The organism is Sphingobium sp. D43FB (genome assembly GCF_002312805.1).
Classification (GTDB): Bacteria; Pseudomonadota; Alphaproteobacteria; order Sphingomonadales; family Sphingomonadaceae; genus Sphingobium.
This window is the reverse complement of sequence record NZ_NMUA01000006.1, coordinates 95,979-111,684: the sequence shown is the minus strand read 5'-3', so window position 1 is coordinate 111,684 and position 15,706 is coordinate 95,979. Positions and strand designations below refer to the sequence as shown.

The following is a 15,706-nucleotide window of genomic DNA, read 5'->3' as shown; positions in this document are numbered from 1 at the left end:
CATGGAACGCCCCGATTTCTGGCCCGACATATGCCGCTTTCTGATCGCTTTCGTCGCCAGCGGCGCGGCCATCGGTCTCTATACGCTGCTGACGGTCCAGCCGATTCCCTGAGCCCTTCTCAATTCACCGGCGCGCGGCGCCGGTAGCTGAGCGCTTCGGCGACATGCACCCGCCCGACCCGCTCGGCGCCGGCCAAATCGGCGATCGTCCGCGCGACGCGCAACACGCGGGTATAGCCCCGCGCCGACAGCTTCATTGCCGCGGCCGCCTGGGCCAGCAATTGCCGCCCCGCTTCGTCCGGCCCGGCAAAGGCCTCCAGCGCGTCGCCGTCCACCTCGGCATTGGTCCGCACTTTCGTCCCGGCATAGCGCTTGGTCTGCACATCGCGCGCCGCCGCGACGCGCGCGGCGACCTCGGTCGATCCTTCGGCGGGGGGCGGCAGCACCAGATCGGCAGCACTCACCGCCTGCACCTCGACATGCAGGTCGATCCGGTCGAGCAACGGCCCCGATACCTTGGCCTGATAGTCAGCGGCGCAACGCGGCGCACGGGAGCAGGCCAAAGCGGGATCGCCCAGATGTCCGCATCGGCAGGGGTTCATCGCCGCGATCAACTGCACCCGCGCCGGGAAGGTGACATGCGCATTGGCGCGGGCGACCGTCACTTCGCCGGTTTCCAACGGCTGGCGCAACGAATCCAGCACCGCCCGCTGGAACTCCGGCAATTCGTCGAGAAACAGCACGCCCAGATGCGCCATGCTGACCTCGCCCGGCCGCGCCTTCAAGCCGCCACCGACCAGCGCTGCCATCGACGCGCTATGATGGGGGTGGCGGAAGGGCCGCGCCCGGCTGATCCGCCCGCCATCTAGCGTCCCGGCTACGCTCGCGACCATGGATGTTTCCAGCGCCTCGGATGGGGTGAGTTCGGGCAAAATCCCTGGCAAGCACCCGGCCATCAGCGATTTGCCCGCGCCCGGCGGCCCGACCATCAGCAGATTATGCCCGCCCGCCGCCGCGATCTCGATCGCGCGCTTGGCGACTTCCTGCCCCTTGACCTGTTTGAGGTCCAGCGTCCGCACGGGTGCCTCGACCGCGCCCGGCTGGGGCGGCGACAGCGCCGACGTGCCCTTGAAATGGTTGAGCAGGCTTAAAAGATCGGGCGCGGCGACGACTTCGACCTGCCCCGCCCAGGCAGCTTCGGCCCCCTGCGCGACCGGGCAGACCAGCCCCATATCCTGCCCGCCCGCGTGGAGCGCCGCCAGCAGCACGCCGGGCGATGGCGCGGTGCGCCCGTCCAGCCCCAGTTCGCCGACCACGACATAGCCCGACAGCGTTTCGGCATCGATCACGCCCATCGCGCCGAGCAGCGCGAGCGCGATCGGCAGATCGAAATGCGATCCTTCCTTGGGCAGGTCGGCGGGCGATAGGTTTACAGTGATCCGCTTGGGCGGCAGCGACAGGCCGATGGCGGCGATTGCATTACGCACCCGTTCGCGGCTTTCGGCCACCGCCTTGTCAGGCAATCCCACGACGATGAAATTGGGCAGGCCGGGGACGAGCTGGCACTGCACCTCGACGGCCCGCGCCTCCAGCCCCAGATAGGCGACCGTCGATACCGTTGCGACCAAGTGACCCCCGCTTCCTATCCCGCGCCCGCCAGCCTTCCGACGGCTACTCTGTTACGGGATCGCCCGCCCGGTCGCGCGCGGGTTCATCGGGTCGCCCCTTGAACCCCTGCGCCACGACATACCATTCCACGCTGCCTTTGCGGCTGGCGGGGGGCTTGGCATGCTTGATCGTCGTGAAATTCTTCTTGAGCAGGACCAGCAGTTCGCCATCAGTGCCCCCAGCGAACACCTTGGCGACGAACGTCCCGCCCTTGCGCAGATTTTCGACCGCGAACCAGGCTGCCGCCTCGACCAGCCCCATCGTGCGGAGATGGTCGGTCTGGGCATGGCCCACCGTATTGGCCGCCATGTCGGAAATGATGAGGTCGGGCGCATCGCCCAGCGCTTCGCGCAACAGGTCGGGCGCCTTGTCGTCCATGAAGTCCATTTCGAACAGGGTCACCCCCTCGATCGCATCGACCGGCAGCAGGTCGATGCCGACGACGGTGGCCTTCGGAGCTAGCTTGCGCACGACCTGCGACCAGCCGCCCGGTGCCACGCCCAGATCGACCACCGCGCGCGATCCCTTCACGAAATGGAATTTTTCGTCCAGTTCGATCAGCTTGAACGCGGCACGGCTGCGCCAGCCTTCCGCTTTCGCCTTGCGCACATAGGGGTCGTTCAGATGGCGTTCGAGCCAGCGAACCGACTGCGCGGTCCTGCCCTTGGCGCTTTTGACGCGCACCTTGCCTACGCCTGCGCCCCTCACATCACTCTCCCATCGCGGTCCATCAGCCCACGCAATATGCCTTCGCGAATCCCGCGATCCGCCACGCCCAGCCGTTCGGCGGGCCAGATGTCGAGGATCGCTTCCAATATGGCGCACCCCGCCACCACCAGATCGGCCCGCTCCGTGCCGATGCAGGGCAGCTTCTGCCGCTCCATCAAGGTCATGGTCGACAAGCGCTCGGAAATCGACCGCATCGATTCGCACGGCACGATCAAGCCGTCGATGACCTGCCGGTCATAGCGCGGCAGGTTCAGATGCACGCTCGCCAATGTCGTCACCGTCCCCGACGTGCCGAGCAGGCGGATATCCTCCGCGCCTTGCGGCAAGCGGCGGGCAAGCGGCGCGAAGGCTTCGCTGACCCGCGCGCGCATCCGGTCATAGGCGGCCAGCCGCGCGTCACGATCGCCATGGTCGAACGCCTCGCTCTCGGTCAGCGACACCACGCCCCACGGCGCACTCACCCAATCGACGATCCGGGGCGCCCCTGCCGATCCGTTCGAATCGACCAGCACCAATTCGGTCGATCCACCGCCTATGTCGAAGATCAGGGCCGGGCCATTGCCGGGTTCCAGCAGCGCATGGCAGCCCAGCACCGCCAGCCGCGCCTCTTCCTGCGCGCTGATGATGTCGAGGGCGATGCCCGTCTCGCGATAGACGCGCTGGATGAAATCCGTGCCATTGGACGCGCGGCGACAGGCTTCGGTCGCGACCGATCGGGCCAGCGTCACATGGCGGCGGCGCAGCTTGTCGGCGCAGACGGACAGCGCGGCGATGGCGCGATCGATGGCGGCGTCGCTGATCCGACCGGTCGATGCCAGCCCTTCGCCGAGCCGCACGATCCGCGAAAAGGCATCGACGACAATGAAGCCATCGGCGGATGGCTTGGCGATCAGCAGGCGGCAATTATTGGTGCCAAGGTCGATCGCGGCATAGGATCGCCGCTCACGCGCGCCATGCGGCGCAAGACCCCGCGATGGTGACGGGGGAGGAATGGCCGCAGCCTTGCTCCCATTGCCCTGACCGGATCGGACACGCTTGCCCGAAAAACCGCCGGTCGGACCGGAACTCTGCGGCGATGGGCGGCTTTGCTGCACCATGCCGAAACTCACTTCTGTTTTTCGCCAACTTCGTGGGGAAGCCGGAACTTGCCTTCATGCTTAAGCGGATCGGCGCGGTTGCGCAAGGGACGGCCGCCATGCGCCAAAAAGCTGCGCCAGGTTAAAGTTAACGGCCTTTGTCATGAAGTAGTGCGCAGGCGTCGGCGAAGAGCGCCATCCCGAAAATGCCGGATTTGCGCCATTCCACTTCAGATTTTTTGGGACAGCCCAGCAGTCTGTGACCTTTTTGAAACATAAGGAAAGTTTCGCAAATTGCCGCATTGTGTTCGTCTTGTTGCTGACATAGCTTCCCTTCAGGTCTTTGGGGAGTTCACATCATGCACATTCGCAAGAATGGTGCGCGCTTACTTGCGCGCGCCGGTCGTACCAGTCTTCTGGCATCCGCAGCGGTCGCCGCTTTGGGCTTCGCGCCGCTGGCCCACGCCGTCGTGCCCAACGACAGCAAAAGTCCGTCCGACATTATCGATGGCAGCGACGTCAACGGCGTCGGCATCATGTACCGCGCCGATGGCTTCGTCTGCACCGGCTCGCTGATCAACCCGCGCACGGTCATCTTTGCCGCCCACTGCGTCAACGACCTCGACACGCCGGACTATAGCACCGTCAACGGCGGCGTGCCGGTCGCCTTCGCCTTTCAGAACGACGCCCGTCCGGGCTTGATCGACTGGTTGAGCAACGGCTTTCAGACCAACACGTCACTCAGCGTCTATAACGTCAACAATATCGCCTATCATCCCGACTCGCTCGATCCACCGGCGTTGAGCTTCCTCTATGGCGACGTAGCGATGGCGACGCTGGACACGCCCGCGTCGGACGTGCCGACCTGGACGATGCTCTTTTCCGCCCTGTCTGCGCCATCGGCGATCAGCGAGACGTCGGGCACCGGCTATCATGTGACGATCACTGGCTATGGTCGTACCGGCAGCGGGACGACGGGCAATAATCTGGGGATCGACTTCCGGCGCAAGACGGCGGAAAACTTCCTTGGGATGCTCGGCTCGCTCGATGACATCGACGCCTTCCTGTTCGGTGCGCCCGGCGGCTATACGCAAAATCTCTATCACACCGATTTCGACGATCCGGAGCGTGAAAATCCGTTCGACTTCAACCTGTTCAAGGATGATGCGCTCGCCAATGAAGGCAGCACCGCTGGCGGCGATTCGGGTGGTCCGCTGATCCTGGACCAGGCGTTCAACGAACAGACGATCATCGGCGTCCTGTCGGGCGGCAGCCGCTATTTCCTCGAACAGCCGCAAAGCTCCTATGGCGGCTCGTCCTTCTACCAGCCCCTCTACCTATTCTGGGACTGGATCGCGCAGAACAACCCCTATCGCTACGCCACCGCAAAGGCAGGCGACGGCTTGTGGAGCGATGCGGACCATTGGGTGACCGCGCTCGACCCCAATTATCGGGTGATCGACAGCAATGGCGCGCTGGTGAACGGCATTCCCACCTCGCCGGGCGCAGGCGCGTTCGGCCAGGACAGCACGCAGAAATTCGGCCAGATTTGCTATCAGCCCAATGATGGGCCGGACGATGTCTGCTATGATGTCGGCACCGACACGCTGATCGTCGATGGCGAACCGGTCGTTGCGGAAACGAAGGGCGCGACCACGGGTTCGACCGTGGTCAGCAATAACAAGGGCAAGGTGGAGATTGCCGAGCGCAGCCCCAATGCCGACAACGTCACGCTGCTGACCGGCGCGATTCATGAGGCGCAGGAAGGCGAAGTCAGCGCTGCGGTCCTGCCAACGCCGACGCTGGCCAACGGCCTGCCCGGCGCGACCAGCTTCGTGCCCAACAATATCGATCCGCTCGCGTCGCAAGGGGTGATCGGTCGCTATTATGACGTGACGCTCAGCGCCAATGGCAAGACGACGCTGGACATGGACGCCACGGTCGATCGCTTCACCATTTCGGGCGCGGGGGCCGCGCTCGATGTCACGGCCACCGGATCGCTGACCAGCCTGATGGACATTGCCCACCTTGCCGGTGTCGTGAATGTCGATGGCACGGTCGAAACACCGGGCGACTATTTCCTGATGACCGGGCTGTTGTCCGGCAAGGGAACGCTCCGCGCGCCCTATTTCACCAACGTCCTCGGCACGATTGCGCCCGGCGGCGTCGGCACGATCGGCACGCTTAGCATCGAAGGCAATGCGCTGCTGTCATCGGGTAGCACGCTGCAGATCGATCTGGGTGCCAATGGCGTGTCGGACGTGCTGGCGGTGCGGGCGACGCAATTCGTCGAAGCCGATGGCGACAGCGAGGGCGAAATCCCCGATACCGGCAATGGCGGCGGCGATGGTGGCGGTAGCCAGGAGCAGGCTTCGGCCGCTGCAGCGATCACTGCGGCGCAGGCCGATGGCGATGCATCGCTGCTCGCGGTCGGTGATCCCATCGACGGCATCGCCGCGGTCGGCGGGCGCGTCGTCTTCGGTGCGGCGAGCGGCACCAAGATCCGCTATGGCAACAGCTATACCTTCCTGACCGCCGAAGGTGGCGTGGATGGCAGCTTTGCGACGCCGACCAACCTGTCGGCCGTGTTGAAGCCCGTGCTATTCTATGGCCCCAACAGCGTCAGCGTGCGGATCGATGCGGGCCTTTATGCCGATGTCGTCAACCGCGCCGCGCCCAACCAGACCAGCTTCGCCCAGCTGCTCGACCAGAACCGGCCGCTCTATGCCAACTATGCCAATCTCTATGGCGAGGCCGATCTGCTGAGTGTGGCCGGGGTCCAAGCGACCTTCGAGGCGATGGCACCGCGCACCGAGACGCTCAAGACGTCGATGTCCGAAGTGCTGAACGACAATATGGCGCGCTTCTATCGTGATCGGCTGACGAAGCTCGATGGCGGGGCGATGGGCGGCACGCTGACCATGACTGGCCAGCCGCTGCAACTGGCCGCCGCCAGCCTCAACAATATCGACCTGGGCATGGCGCAGGGCGGCAGCAACGACACGATGACGCGCGAAGGCGTGTTGCCCGATGACGTCAGCGCCTTCCTGGCGGGCGGCTATATCGACGGCGACAGCGCGCCGATGCGGACCGCCACGCCGCTTGGCCGCGACCAGTTCGACGGCTGGTACATGGCCGCCGGCATCGAAAAGGCGTTCGGCGACACCGGCGTCATCGGCCTCGCCGCCTCCTTCAGCGAGTTGAAGGGCAATACGGGGGCCAATGACTGGGGCCGCGCCCGCCTCTATCAGGGCACGGTCTATGGTGCGTTCGACCTGGGCGGCCTGAAGCTGGATGCGGTCGGCAGCGCGGGCACGATGGCGACTCGCTCGCGTCGCTCCTTCGCAGTCGGCATCACCCCCTACACCCTCTATGGCAGCGACCAGGAACTGGCGCTGTCGGGTGAGCTGGGCCTCAGCAAGGCACTCGGCAGCGATGCGTTCAGCATCGTGCCCCGCGCGGCGCTGCGTGGTGCCTATATCAGCTCTGGCAACCTGTCCGAATATGGCGGCGATGCCGCGCTGGTGATCAAGCGCCATGCGATCCGCAGCGCCCAGGGTCGCCTGGGCGCGACGGTCAAGGCGAATACGGGCGGGTTCAAACCCTATCTCACCGCCAATTATGTCCATGAGTTCAACGACCAGCCTGCCTTCTTCCTCGCCAATCTGGTCGGCGGGACCGGCAGCCTCGCGCCGTTCGCGCTGGGCGGATCGGACAAGAATTGGGGCGAAGTCGGCGGTGGCCTGACCATCCGCGCTGGCTCTGTGGACCTCAACCTGACCGCCGACACGACGGTCTGGCGCAAGGACATCAGCTATCAAAGCTATCGTGCGGGCGTGAAGATCCACTTCTGACCCCACCTTGCGCCAACGAAAAGGGGCCGCCCCACAGGGCAGCCCCTTTTTTTGTGTCCGCAACTGCGCGGTTCAGAGCGGCAGCAGCGCCGCGACAATCGACCGTTCCTCGGCCCGCAACACACCCCAGGCGCGCGCTGCGGCGCGGCTGTCCATCGCCTCCACGCCGATCCCCTTGGCCTCCAGATCGCGCACGAAGGGGCGGGGTGGCTGGCGCAGTCCGGCCCCTGTGCCGAGCAACAGGAATTCGGGACGCGGATCGCCGTCCAGCAGGTCGCCAAGCGCCGCCAGCGTCAGCGCGTCGACCGTCGGTGCATCGTCCCAGGCCATCGCCCGAACGGGGCTGAGCAACAGGCCGTTCGGAAACAGATCGTCGCGCACGCGGAAGCCGCGCCCGGCAAAACCGGTGACGATCGGCCCCTGCCCGCTATCGTCGCGGCGCAGCTCTATCCCGGTGCGTCGTTCCCCGCTCAGGGCTTGGCACCGTCATCGCGCGGCCCGACCCGCTCGGCCTGCGACGCCAGGTTCGCCTTGGCCGCCTTCTTCTCCGAAGACATGGGCGACAGGCCCAGCGAGATCAGCAGCGAGGACGACACATAGACCGACGAATAGGTGCCAACGATGATGCCCAGCATCATCGCCGCGGTGAAGCCACGCAGCACATGGCCGCCGAACAGTAGCAACGCGCCGAGCGCCAGCATGATCGTCACCGACGTCATCACCGTGCGCGGCAGCGTTTCATTGACCGACAGGTCGATCAGCGCCTTCATGTCCATCTTGCGATATTTGCGCATATTTTCGCGGATACGGTCGTCGATCACCATCTTGTCGTTGATCGAATAACCCACGATCGTCAGCACGGCGGCGACGATATTAAGGTCGAACTCCAACTGCGTCAGCGCGAAGAAACCCAGCGTCATGAGAACGTCGTGGACGATCGCGACGAAGGTCGAGACGCCGAACTGCCATTCATAGCGGAACCAGCTGAACACCGCGATGCCCAGGATCGCCAGCACGACTGCCAGGATGCCGTTCTGGATCAACTCGCCCGATACCTTGCCCGACACCGTGTCGTAGCGGGAGAAGGTGACGCCGGGGAATTGTCCGGTCATCGCATTGCGGGTCTTTTCGACGACCGCATTGGCCGCCCCGGCCCCGCCCTGTTCAGGCAAGGGCAGCCGGATCTGCACCGTCTTGGGATCGCCGAATTGCTGCAGCGAACTTTCGCCGACGCCCAGGCGACCGATCGTCGCGCGCACCTTGTCGGTTTCGACATTTTGCGGGAATTTCGCTTCGATCATCAGACCGCCGACGAAATCGACGCCCATGTTGAGGCCCTTATAGGCCGTAGCGCCGACCGCCAGCACCGTCAGCAAGGCCGTGAGCGCGAACGCCCATTTCCGCATCGCGACGAAGCCGATATTCGTATTGTCGGGGACGAGCTTTAGAAGTTTCATGCGCTAAGACCTAATACCGTTCGGGCTGAGCGAAGTCGAAGCCCCTGTCTGAGCGGAGGCGAAGACACCTCGCTATGCTCGGTGGTGCCCTTCGACAAGCTCAGGGCGAACGGAAGGAGGGGTGTCACCTCGATCATATATGGATGTCCGTCGGCCGGGTGCGGCGCACCCAGTTGGCGACGATGACGCGGGTGAAGGTAACGGCGGTGAACACGCTGGTCGCGATGCCGATCAGCAGCACGATGGCGAAGCCCTTGACCGGCCCCGACCCCAGCGCCAGCATGATCCCGCCCGCAATGGCGTGGGTCACGTTCGCCTCGAAAATGGTGCGGCTGGCTTCCTTATAGCCATGTTCGATCGCCTGGACGACATTGCGCCCACGCCGCCGCTCTTCGCGAATCCGTTCATAGATCAGCACGTTGGCATCGACCGCGGTGCCGATCGTCAGCACGAACCCGGCAATGCCGGGCAGCGTCAGCGTCGCCCCCAATATGCCCATCACGCCCAGGATGACCGCGACATTGATGGCGACCGCCAGATTGGCATACATGCCAAAGCGGCCATAGCTCAGGAACATGAAGATCGCCACGGCAACCACCGCGATGATCGACGCGATCAGGCCCGCGCGAATCGAATCCGCGCCCAAGCCCGGTCCGACCGTGCGTTCCTCGACCACCGCCAGTGCCACCGGCAGCTTGCCCGACCGCAGCGCGATCGCCAGCTGGTTGGCGCTTTCGACCGTGAAATTGCCGCTGATCTGCGCGCTGCCGCCCAGGATCGGTTCGTTGATGTTCGGTGCCGACAGCACCTTGCCGTCGAGAATGATCGCGAACGGGCGATTGACATTCTGCGACGTCACCTGCCCGAATTTACGGCCACCCGAACTGTTGAAGCGGATGTTGACGATCGCCTGGTTATTCTGGTCATAGCCCTGCGTCGCGTCGGTCAAATCCTCGCCCGACACCATCACCTGGCGCTTGACCGCGATCAGCGGCACGCCCGACGGATTATCGAGATAGGGCAATACTTCGCTGCCCACCGGCGCGCGGCCCTGCGCCACTTCGGACGGGTTGGCGGTCGTATCGACCAGCTTGAATTCGAGCTTGGCGGTCTGGCCCAGCAGATCCTTGAGCGCCTTGGGATCTTGCAGGCCAGGCACCTGCACGACGATGCGATTGCTGCCCTGCTGCTGGATCGTTGGTTCGCGCGTGCCCATTTCGTCGATGCGCTTGCGGATCACTTCGGTCGCGACTTCCATCGCGCTCTTGACCGCATTGTCGATGCCAGCATTGGTCGGCGTGATCGTCACGGTCTGGCTGTTCACCACCGCCACGTCGAAATCGCGCTGGCCGGTCAGCCCCGCGCCCTGCGTCAGCGGGCGGATGCGCTCGACGGCTGCATCAACCTGCGCGGGATCGCGCACCATGAAGCTAAGCTTCCCGTCGCGGCTGGAGATATCGCCGATCGCGATGCGCGGGTCAGCCCGGCGCAGTTCGGTGCGAACCTGCTCCTCCATATTGACCAGCCGCTGCTTGGCGACATCCTGCGTCGACGCTTCGAGCAGCAGGTGACTGCCGCCCGACAGGTCGAGGCCAAGATTCACCCGCGTCTGCATGAAGCCGGGCAGCCGGGCCACGGCGGAATCGGGCAGGAAGCTCGGCACCGCGCACAGCACGCCGATCAACAGGGGCAGGATGATCGCGATCACCGCCGCACGCGAGAAATTGAGCATCGTTGGGGTCAGTCGTTCGCGGGCTTGGCAGTGGTCGGGTCGATCACGTCGGTCAGGGTCGACTTGACCGCTTTGACCTTCATGTTCGGCGCCAGTTCGACATCGGCATAGATGTCATCGACGCGCACGACCTTGCCTATCAAACCGCCGCCGGTGACGACCTGGTCGCCCTTCTTCACCGCGTCGATCTTGGCCTTATGCTCTTTCATCTTCTTTTGCTGCGGACGGATCAGCAGGAAATAGAAGACCACGAATATCAGGACCAGCGGGGCCATCTGCACCAGGATTCCGGCGCCGGAGGCTTCCCCGCCAGCGGTCTGGGCAAAGGCTGTCGATATGAACATGGGTGGGACTTTCGTCATGGTGTCTGTCGGCCGCGCACCGCATGGCAGCGCCCGCCTATCAAGGCCGGGCGGCTACCACAGATGCAAGGGCGGAGGCAATATGATTAGGGAATCGTACATGGGGCGCGAAAGCCCGCATCGAAACCCTTGCAACTTCCCAAAACCCCTTCTAAAGCGCGCCCTCCGGTCGGGACGTAGCGCAGCCTGGTAGCGCATCACACTGGGGGTGTGGGGGTCGGAGGTTCGAATCCTCTCGTCCCGACCAATTTTTCAATAACTTAGAAGCCATTTTACACCTCCCAGAGCTATCTTTCCTCTCTGGTGGTGCACTGGTGGTGCAAATCGAGTGTACAGAACGGAACCGAATGGTCCGCGGTTAGCTCACTTCGATGGCGAGAGACGGCGATTCTCTACGGCGCTGAAGCCGCTAAAGTTGGTCAGCGTGATGGCAAAACTCCGCCCACCCTACAACCTGCGATAGCAGGCGATTGGCCTCGCCGAGCTTCCTGCATTAGACAAGGTCCACATGCGGCCATGTCAGTCCGGAGGGCTAAATCGACTGAGAATGTTTCTTCTTTGTTCTTCGAACGGTTACGAGATCCATCTACGTTTGCATTTAGAGGTCCACAACACTGTTTGCCCCACGTCTTATGGCGATAGTTTCAGAGGGACCTCGCAGCGAGATGAGGTTAGGATGAACATTCCAGAGTTACTTACGTGCAAAGAAGTGATGGATATGACCGGCATCAAAAGTCGAACCACCATCTGGCGACGTATTCAATCTGGGAGGTTTCCACATCCGATCGATTTCGACGGGGGACGTATTCGCTGGCGTGCTCAAGACATCGCAGCTTGGGTAAATTCACGTCCTTTACGGCGGTATTGAACTTCAACTCTTAATCAGGAGCTCCTAGGTTCGAGCGTTAGTGCATACGCCATTTTACCTGTATTTTACAATCGCTTAGTTGTTTTCAGCGACTGGTTCTGCCGCCGTCCTTCGCCGCGGGGCAGCTCCCTAAGTAGCAGGCTCAATAATCGATTGACCTTAGCGTCGCCGCGCAAGCGAGCCCCCCTGCTTGCGAACGCGTTCGGAACTAAGCGGAAGCGTGGAGATGGTAGCGGAGGAAGGACCAACGGAATACATCTATCTAATTGATATATAGTATTTAATCTCACGTGCGTTATAGAAATACCCCCCACAATACCCCCAATTCCGGCCCCTGCGATGAAACGACTCCTGCGTGCGGCAGACCGACTTTGCCGGCGTGTTCACCTCTCCACTGGGCACTGATTTTGACGTTTCTCATCAGAATCATCCGTTCGGGAGGAGGGCCATGACCTGTCGGCGTTGGCCGTCGTCGCACTCACCTGATACCGCCTCGACGCCGTGATGACACGATTTGGCGGCACCAGATCAACAAGGCTGCAAGTCCTGCAAACCCACCGCCTGCGATGAATGTTGCCGACGGTCCGGCATGATCCCACAATACCCCTGCGAGCACGCTGGCGGCAAGCATCGTGATACCAGTGGCAAGATTGAATATGCCAAAGGCCGATCCCCGCAATGCCTCGGGCGCGCGTTCGGCGACAAGCTGAGCCAGCAATCCCTGGGTCAGCGCCATATGACCGCCCCATAGCGCGATCCCGGTAAAGGTGCCGACCATGCCCAGCCGCGATGCCAGGAACATGTCGGCGGCGACAAGGCAGGCAAGGCCGTAGAACAATGGCCGTTGCGCTCCCCCATCGTCGGCGAATGCTCCAGCGGGATAGGCGCCGAGTGAATAAACGACGTTCATGACGACCAGAACGAGCGGCGCAAGCGCCAGAGGCAAGCCGTCTTCATTGGCCTTCAGGATCAGGAATGCTTCGCTGAACCGAGCCATTGTGAACATCACACCGATGCAGACCACCAGCCAGAAGCCGCGTTCCAGCTTTCTCAGATTCGCTATCCGCAATGGTACACGCGCGTCGGCGGGTGCCAATTTGTCGCGGTGCCCCTCAATACCGAAAATGACGAGCAGAACGGCGATAAGTCCTGGAATGACGGCAACCCAGAACACGGCTCGCATGTCGTCGGAAAAAATGGCCATGAGGCCGATCGCCGCAAGTGGGCCAGCAAATGCGCCGACGGTATCAAGCGCTTGGCGTAGACCGTAGGCCCTGCCCCGGATCTCGAGCGGAGTGACATCGGCAACCAATGCGTCGCGAGGCGCACCGCGCAGCCCCTTGCCGATCCGGTCGATCAATCGGGCTCCGAGAACCGGCACTGGGCCCGCGGCGAGCGCGAACAACGGCTTGGACAATGCGCCAAGTCCATATCCCAAAAGAATCAGCGGCTTTCGGCGTCCGATCCGATCGGACAGATATCCTGAGAACACCTTGGAAATGGATGCGGTCGCCTCGGCGATACCATCGATTACTCCAACCAGCGCCACGCTGGTGCCCAGGGTCACGGTCAGAAACAGCGGCAGCAGCGCATGGACGATCTCCGACGAGATATCCATGAACATGCTGACCAAGCCGAGCGTCCAGACCGTTCGGGAAATCTTCGGCAAATCTGCGTTCTTGGGCAGTGCCAATCTGCTTCCTTCCGATCCGCATAGGTACGCTGTCATCAGCACCATCTGCTGTCCATAGCGCACTTGATCGCGCCCGGATCACGCATTTTTCAACCGTTGTTATATCCCCCCAGGGGGATACAGGAGCCTCATGACCGACTTCACTTATTTGCTCCAGCAGGGCGGCGCTCATGCGTGGCTGTTCATCCCCAGTGCGATCCTCCTGGGGGCATTGCACGGGCTCGAGCCCGGCCACTCCAAGACCATGATGGCGGCGTTTATTATCGCCGTGCGAGGAACTGTCCGGCAGGCGGTCCTGCTAGGGCTGGCGGCCACCCTATCACATACGGCCGTCGTCTGGTTGGTCGCGCTGGCTGGCATGTGGGCATTCGAAGGCCTGCGCGCAGAAGATACCGAGCCCTATTTTCAGCTGGCATCGGGCCTGATCATCATCGCCCTGGCTGTCTGGATGTTGTGGCGCACGCGCCGCGAGCAACAGGAAGCCAGCCACTTCCACCACGAGCATGAAGGGCACCACCTAGGTCACGATCATGATCATGGCTACAATCACCGCCATAACGATCATCACGAGCCCAGCGATGAGGAAGTCCCCGCCATCGAACTGGCAACTGGCGGCTACGTCGACGCCCATGAAATGGAACACGCTGAAGACATCCGCCGCCGTTTTGCCAATCGCGAGGTGACCACTGGCCAGATCGCCCTGTTCGGCCTGACGGGCGGCCTTATCCCCTGCCCCGGCGCGATAACCGTGCTCATGCTGTGTCTGCAATTGAAAAAGGTCGCCTTGGGCGCGGTTGTCGTCGTCAGTTTCAGCGTCGGCTTGGCCCTGACCATGGTGGCATCAGGCGTGCTGGCGGCGCTCAGCGTGAAACACATGGCGCAGCGCTGGTCGGGGTTTGGCGAGATCGTCCGCAAGGCACCTTACGTGTCGGGCGTTATCATACTGCTTGTTGGTGCCTACGTCGGGATCAGCGGGTGGCTGCATCTGCTCGCGGCATGATAGAGAGAGTGCAATGAGCCACGCTGCAAACAAGGAACTGATCAATCGCCTGAAACGTGCACACGGTCATTTGGCGACGATTGTCAGGATGATCGAGGAAAATCGCGACGCGCTGGAAACGGCGCAGCAGTTGCAGGCAGTCGTAAGTGCTCTGAACAAGGCCAAGACAGTGCTGGTTGCCGATCATATCGAGCATCATCTTGAAGAAGCGATTGGTCCCTTGTCGCCTGAGACCCGCGAGCAGCTCGGCAAACTAACGGAACTGGCGAAATACCTTTGATCGAATGATCGAAGATGTGCCTGCAGTCGTTCACAAGGACAGCCCCAATTCTGATGATGCAGAACTGTGGCAACTGCTTATCGGAATAGCGCAGCCGAACCGGGGATGTTTGGAGGGATCCCGGCCAATGAAGAACTCAATCCTGAGCGGGGCGCTGCAATTCTACGATATCATGCTTTTTGGGGCGGCCATCAACGACCGTAACATGAGCAAAATGGTCGTCGAAGACATGCGAAATCTGGACATGCCCGACCAGTTCGCGCGTGTAATTGCTCACCACGCCCTTTGAAGGGCCTGGACGGTAGGTAACGCGATAAACGTCGAGAGTCTGACCAACTTCAGCCCCATCAGCGCGGCCAATGCATACCACGATCCCGCCAGTATCGGACCCAACGATGGAGCCACGCATGAAGAATGTGTGCCCAATACCCTGTGCGAGCACCGGCGCCGCCGTGAAGATCGAGGCTGCGACCAAAGCAGTCGAAAATGTTCTTCTCAGCATTTCGAGATTTCCCCAATCCGACCTGTGGAGCGAAGGTGAGTGTAAATTTGACGCGAGCGTATTACCCGCACCCCGGAGACGAACAACAGACTGTCGACTCCGGGGATGCGTGTCAGATCAATTTTTCAGAATCTGCATGCACCGGGCATGGGAGAGGTTCATCGGATTGATGCCACGTCCCTTCATCTCATTATGATCGTGGACCTGTCCGACACCCATTTCAGCTTCCATCTTCTGGCAGCTTTCGATTTCCGCACTGGTCGGCGGAATGGTCGCGCAGGCACCAAGAAGCGCAAATGGCGCGAGGCCCAGAATCGGCAAATATTTCATCATAATTCCCCTTTCTCAATGAGTTCACTCCTGCGAACACTGCCGTTCTAATGTCGGCTTGAGTTCAGAAAACACATAGAGACACCGCACAAGCTACCCGCCGGGAACGAAACAAACAACCCCTACGGCAATGCCATGTCGACAAACCAAAGACC

At 62.3% G+C, this 15,706-nt stretch carries 14 protein-coding genes and 1 tRNA gene; 5 read left to right on the top strand and 10 right to left on the bottom strand.

Translation table 11 applies throughout. From position 1 onward, the window contains the following. Nucleotides 1-119: 119 nt before the first annotated feature. Genes SxD43FB_RS07435 through SxD43FB_RS07425 form a run of 3 tightly spaced genes read right to left on the bottom strand, consistent with a single transcriptional unit; the run spans nt 120 to nt 3,494 of the window. Nucleotides 120-1,628 carry a YifB family Mg chelatase-like AAA ATPase gene (locus SxD43FB_RS07435; RefSeq protein WP_096061635.1) on the bottom strand — a complete coding sequence of 503 codons (1,509 nt, stop codon included), beginning with the start codon at nt 1,626-1,628 and terminating at the stop codon, nt 120-122. A gap of 43 nt (nt 1,629-1,671) precedes the next feature. Beyond that, nucleotides 1,672-2,376, bottom strand: coding sequence for an RlmE family RNA methyltransferase (locus tag SxD43FB_RS07430; RefSeq protein ID WP_096061634.1), 705 nt, complete (start codon nt 2,374-2,376; stop codon nt 1,672-1,674). Next, the gene (locus SxD43FB_RS07425; protein WP_096061633.1) at nt 2,373-3,494 is read right to left on the bottom strand and encodes a Ppx/GppA phosphatase family protein; all 1,122 of its coding nucleotides are present in this window, start codon (nt 3,492-3,494) and stop codon (nt 2,373-2,375) included. Before SxD43FB_RS07425 ends, SxD43FB_RS07430 begins: the two co-directional genes overlap by 4 nt. 338 nt (nt 3,495-3,832) lie before the next feature. Here SxD43FB_RS07425 and SxD43FB_RS07420 point away from each other — a divergent pair, with 338 nt between their 5' ends. After that, on the top strand, nt 3,833-7,327 hold the full coding sequence (locus SxD43FB_RS07420) for an autotransporter domain-containing protein (RefSeq protein WP_096061632.1): 3,495 nt from the start codon (nt 3,833-3,835) through the stop codon (nt 7,325-7,327). A gap of 72 nt (nt 7,328-7,399) precedes the next feature. Here the strand turns inward: SxD43FB_RS07420 and SxD43FB_RS07415 are convergent, their stop codons facing one another. From SxD43FB_RS07415 to yajC, 4 genes are all read right to left on the bottom strand, one after another. Beyond that, nucleotides 7,400-7,741, bottom strand: a complete 342-nt coding sequence (locus SxD43FB_RS07415; protein WP_096061631.1) for an Mth938-like domain-containing protein — start codon at nt 7,739-7,741, stop codon at nt 7,400-7,402. Nucleotides 7,742-7,797: 56 nt separating this feature from the next. Next, complete coding sequence (secF, locus tag SxD43FB_RS07410; RefSeq protein WP_096061630.1) at nt 7,798-8,784, bottom strand: protein translocase subunit SecF; 987 nt, start codon at nt 8,782-8,784, stop codon at nt 7,798-7,800. Between the two features lie 133 nt (nt 8,785-8,917). Then, nucleotides 8,918-10,516 carry a protein translocase subunit SecD gene (secD, locus tag SxD43FB_RS07405; protein WP_037472424.1) on the bottom strand — a complete coding sequence of 533 codons (1,599 nt, stop codon included), beginning with the start codon at nt 10,514-10,516 and terminating at the stop codon, nt 8,918-8,920. Between the two features lie 8 nt (nt 10,517-10,524). Then, nucleotides 10,525-10,860, bottom strand: coding sequence for a preprotein translocase subunit YajC (yajC, locus tag SxD43FB_RS07400; protein WP_037472426.1), 336 nt, complete (start codon nt 10,858-10,860; stop codon nt 10,525-10,527). A 188-nt stretch (nt 10,861-11,048) separates the two neighbouring features. Here yajC and SxD43FB_RS07395 point away from each other — a divergent pair. Beyond that, nucleotides 11,049-11,125, top strand: a tRNA-Pro gene (locus SxD43FB_RS07395). Between the two features lie 261 nt (nt 11,126-11,386). Then, nucleotides 11,387-11,746 (top strand): helix-turn-helix domain-containing protein, encoded by a 360-nt coding sequence (locus SxD43FB_RS26330; protein ID WP_343228835.1) that lies wholly within the window; start codon nt 11,387-11,389, stop codon nt 11,744-11,746. A 478-nt stretch (nt 11,747-12,224) separates the two neighbouring features. Here SxD43FB_RS26330 and SxD43FB_RS07385 read toward each other — a convergent pair whose 3' ends face one another. Next, nucleotides 12,225-13,439: an MFS transporter gene (locus SxD43FB_RS07385; protein WP_217988781.1), complete on the bottom strand. Its 1,215-nt coding sequence runs from the start codon at nt 13,437-13,439 to the stop codon at nt 12,225-12,227. 130 nt (nt 13,440-13,569) lie between these two features. Here SxD43FB_RS07385 and SxD43FB_RS07380 point away from each other — a divergent pair, with 130 nt between their 5' ends. Beyond that, entirely contained in the window at nt 13,570-14,439 is an 870-nt protein-coding gene (locus SxD43FB_RS07380; RefSeq protein ID WP_096061629.1) for a nickel/cobalt efflux transporter, read from the top strand. Between the two features lie 13 nt (nt 14,440-14,452). Continuing rightward, nucleotides 14,453-14,719: a metal-sensing transcriptional repressor gene (locus SxD43FB_RS07375; protein ID WP_096061628.1), complete on the top strand. Its 267-nt coding sequence runs from the start codon at nt 14,453-14,455 to the stop codon at nt 14,717-14,719. A gap of 136 nt (nt 14,720-14,855) precedes the next feature. Here SxD43FB_RS07375 and SxD43FB_RS25845 read toward each other — a convergent pair whose 3' ends face one another. Both SxD43FB_RS25845 and SxD43FB_RS07365 read right to left on the bottom strand, forming a co-directional pair. Then, complete coding sequence (locus SxD43FB_RS25845) at nt 14,856-15,221, bottom strand: hypothetical protein (protein ID WP_096061627.1); 366 nt, start codon at nt 15,219-15,221, stop codon at nt 14,856-14,858. A gap of 117 nt (nt 15,222-15,338) precedes the next feature. Beyond that, the gene (locus tag SxD43FB_RS07365; protein ID WP_255245629.1) at nt 15,339-15,554 is read right to left on the bottom strand and encodes a hypothetical protein; all 216 of its coding nucleotides are present in this window, start codon (nt 15,552-15,554) and stop codon (nt 15,339-15,341) included. Nucleotides 15,555-15,706 lie beyond the last annotated feature (152 nt).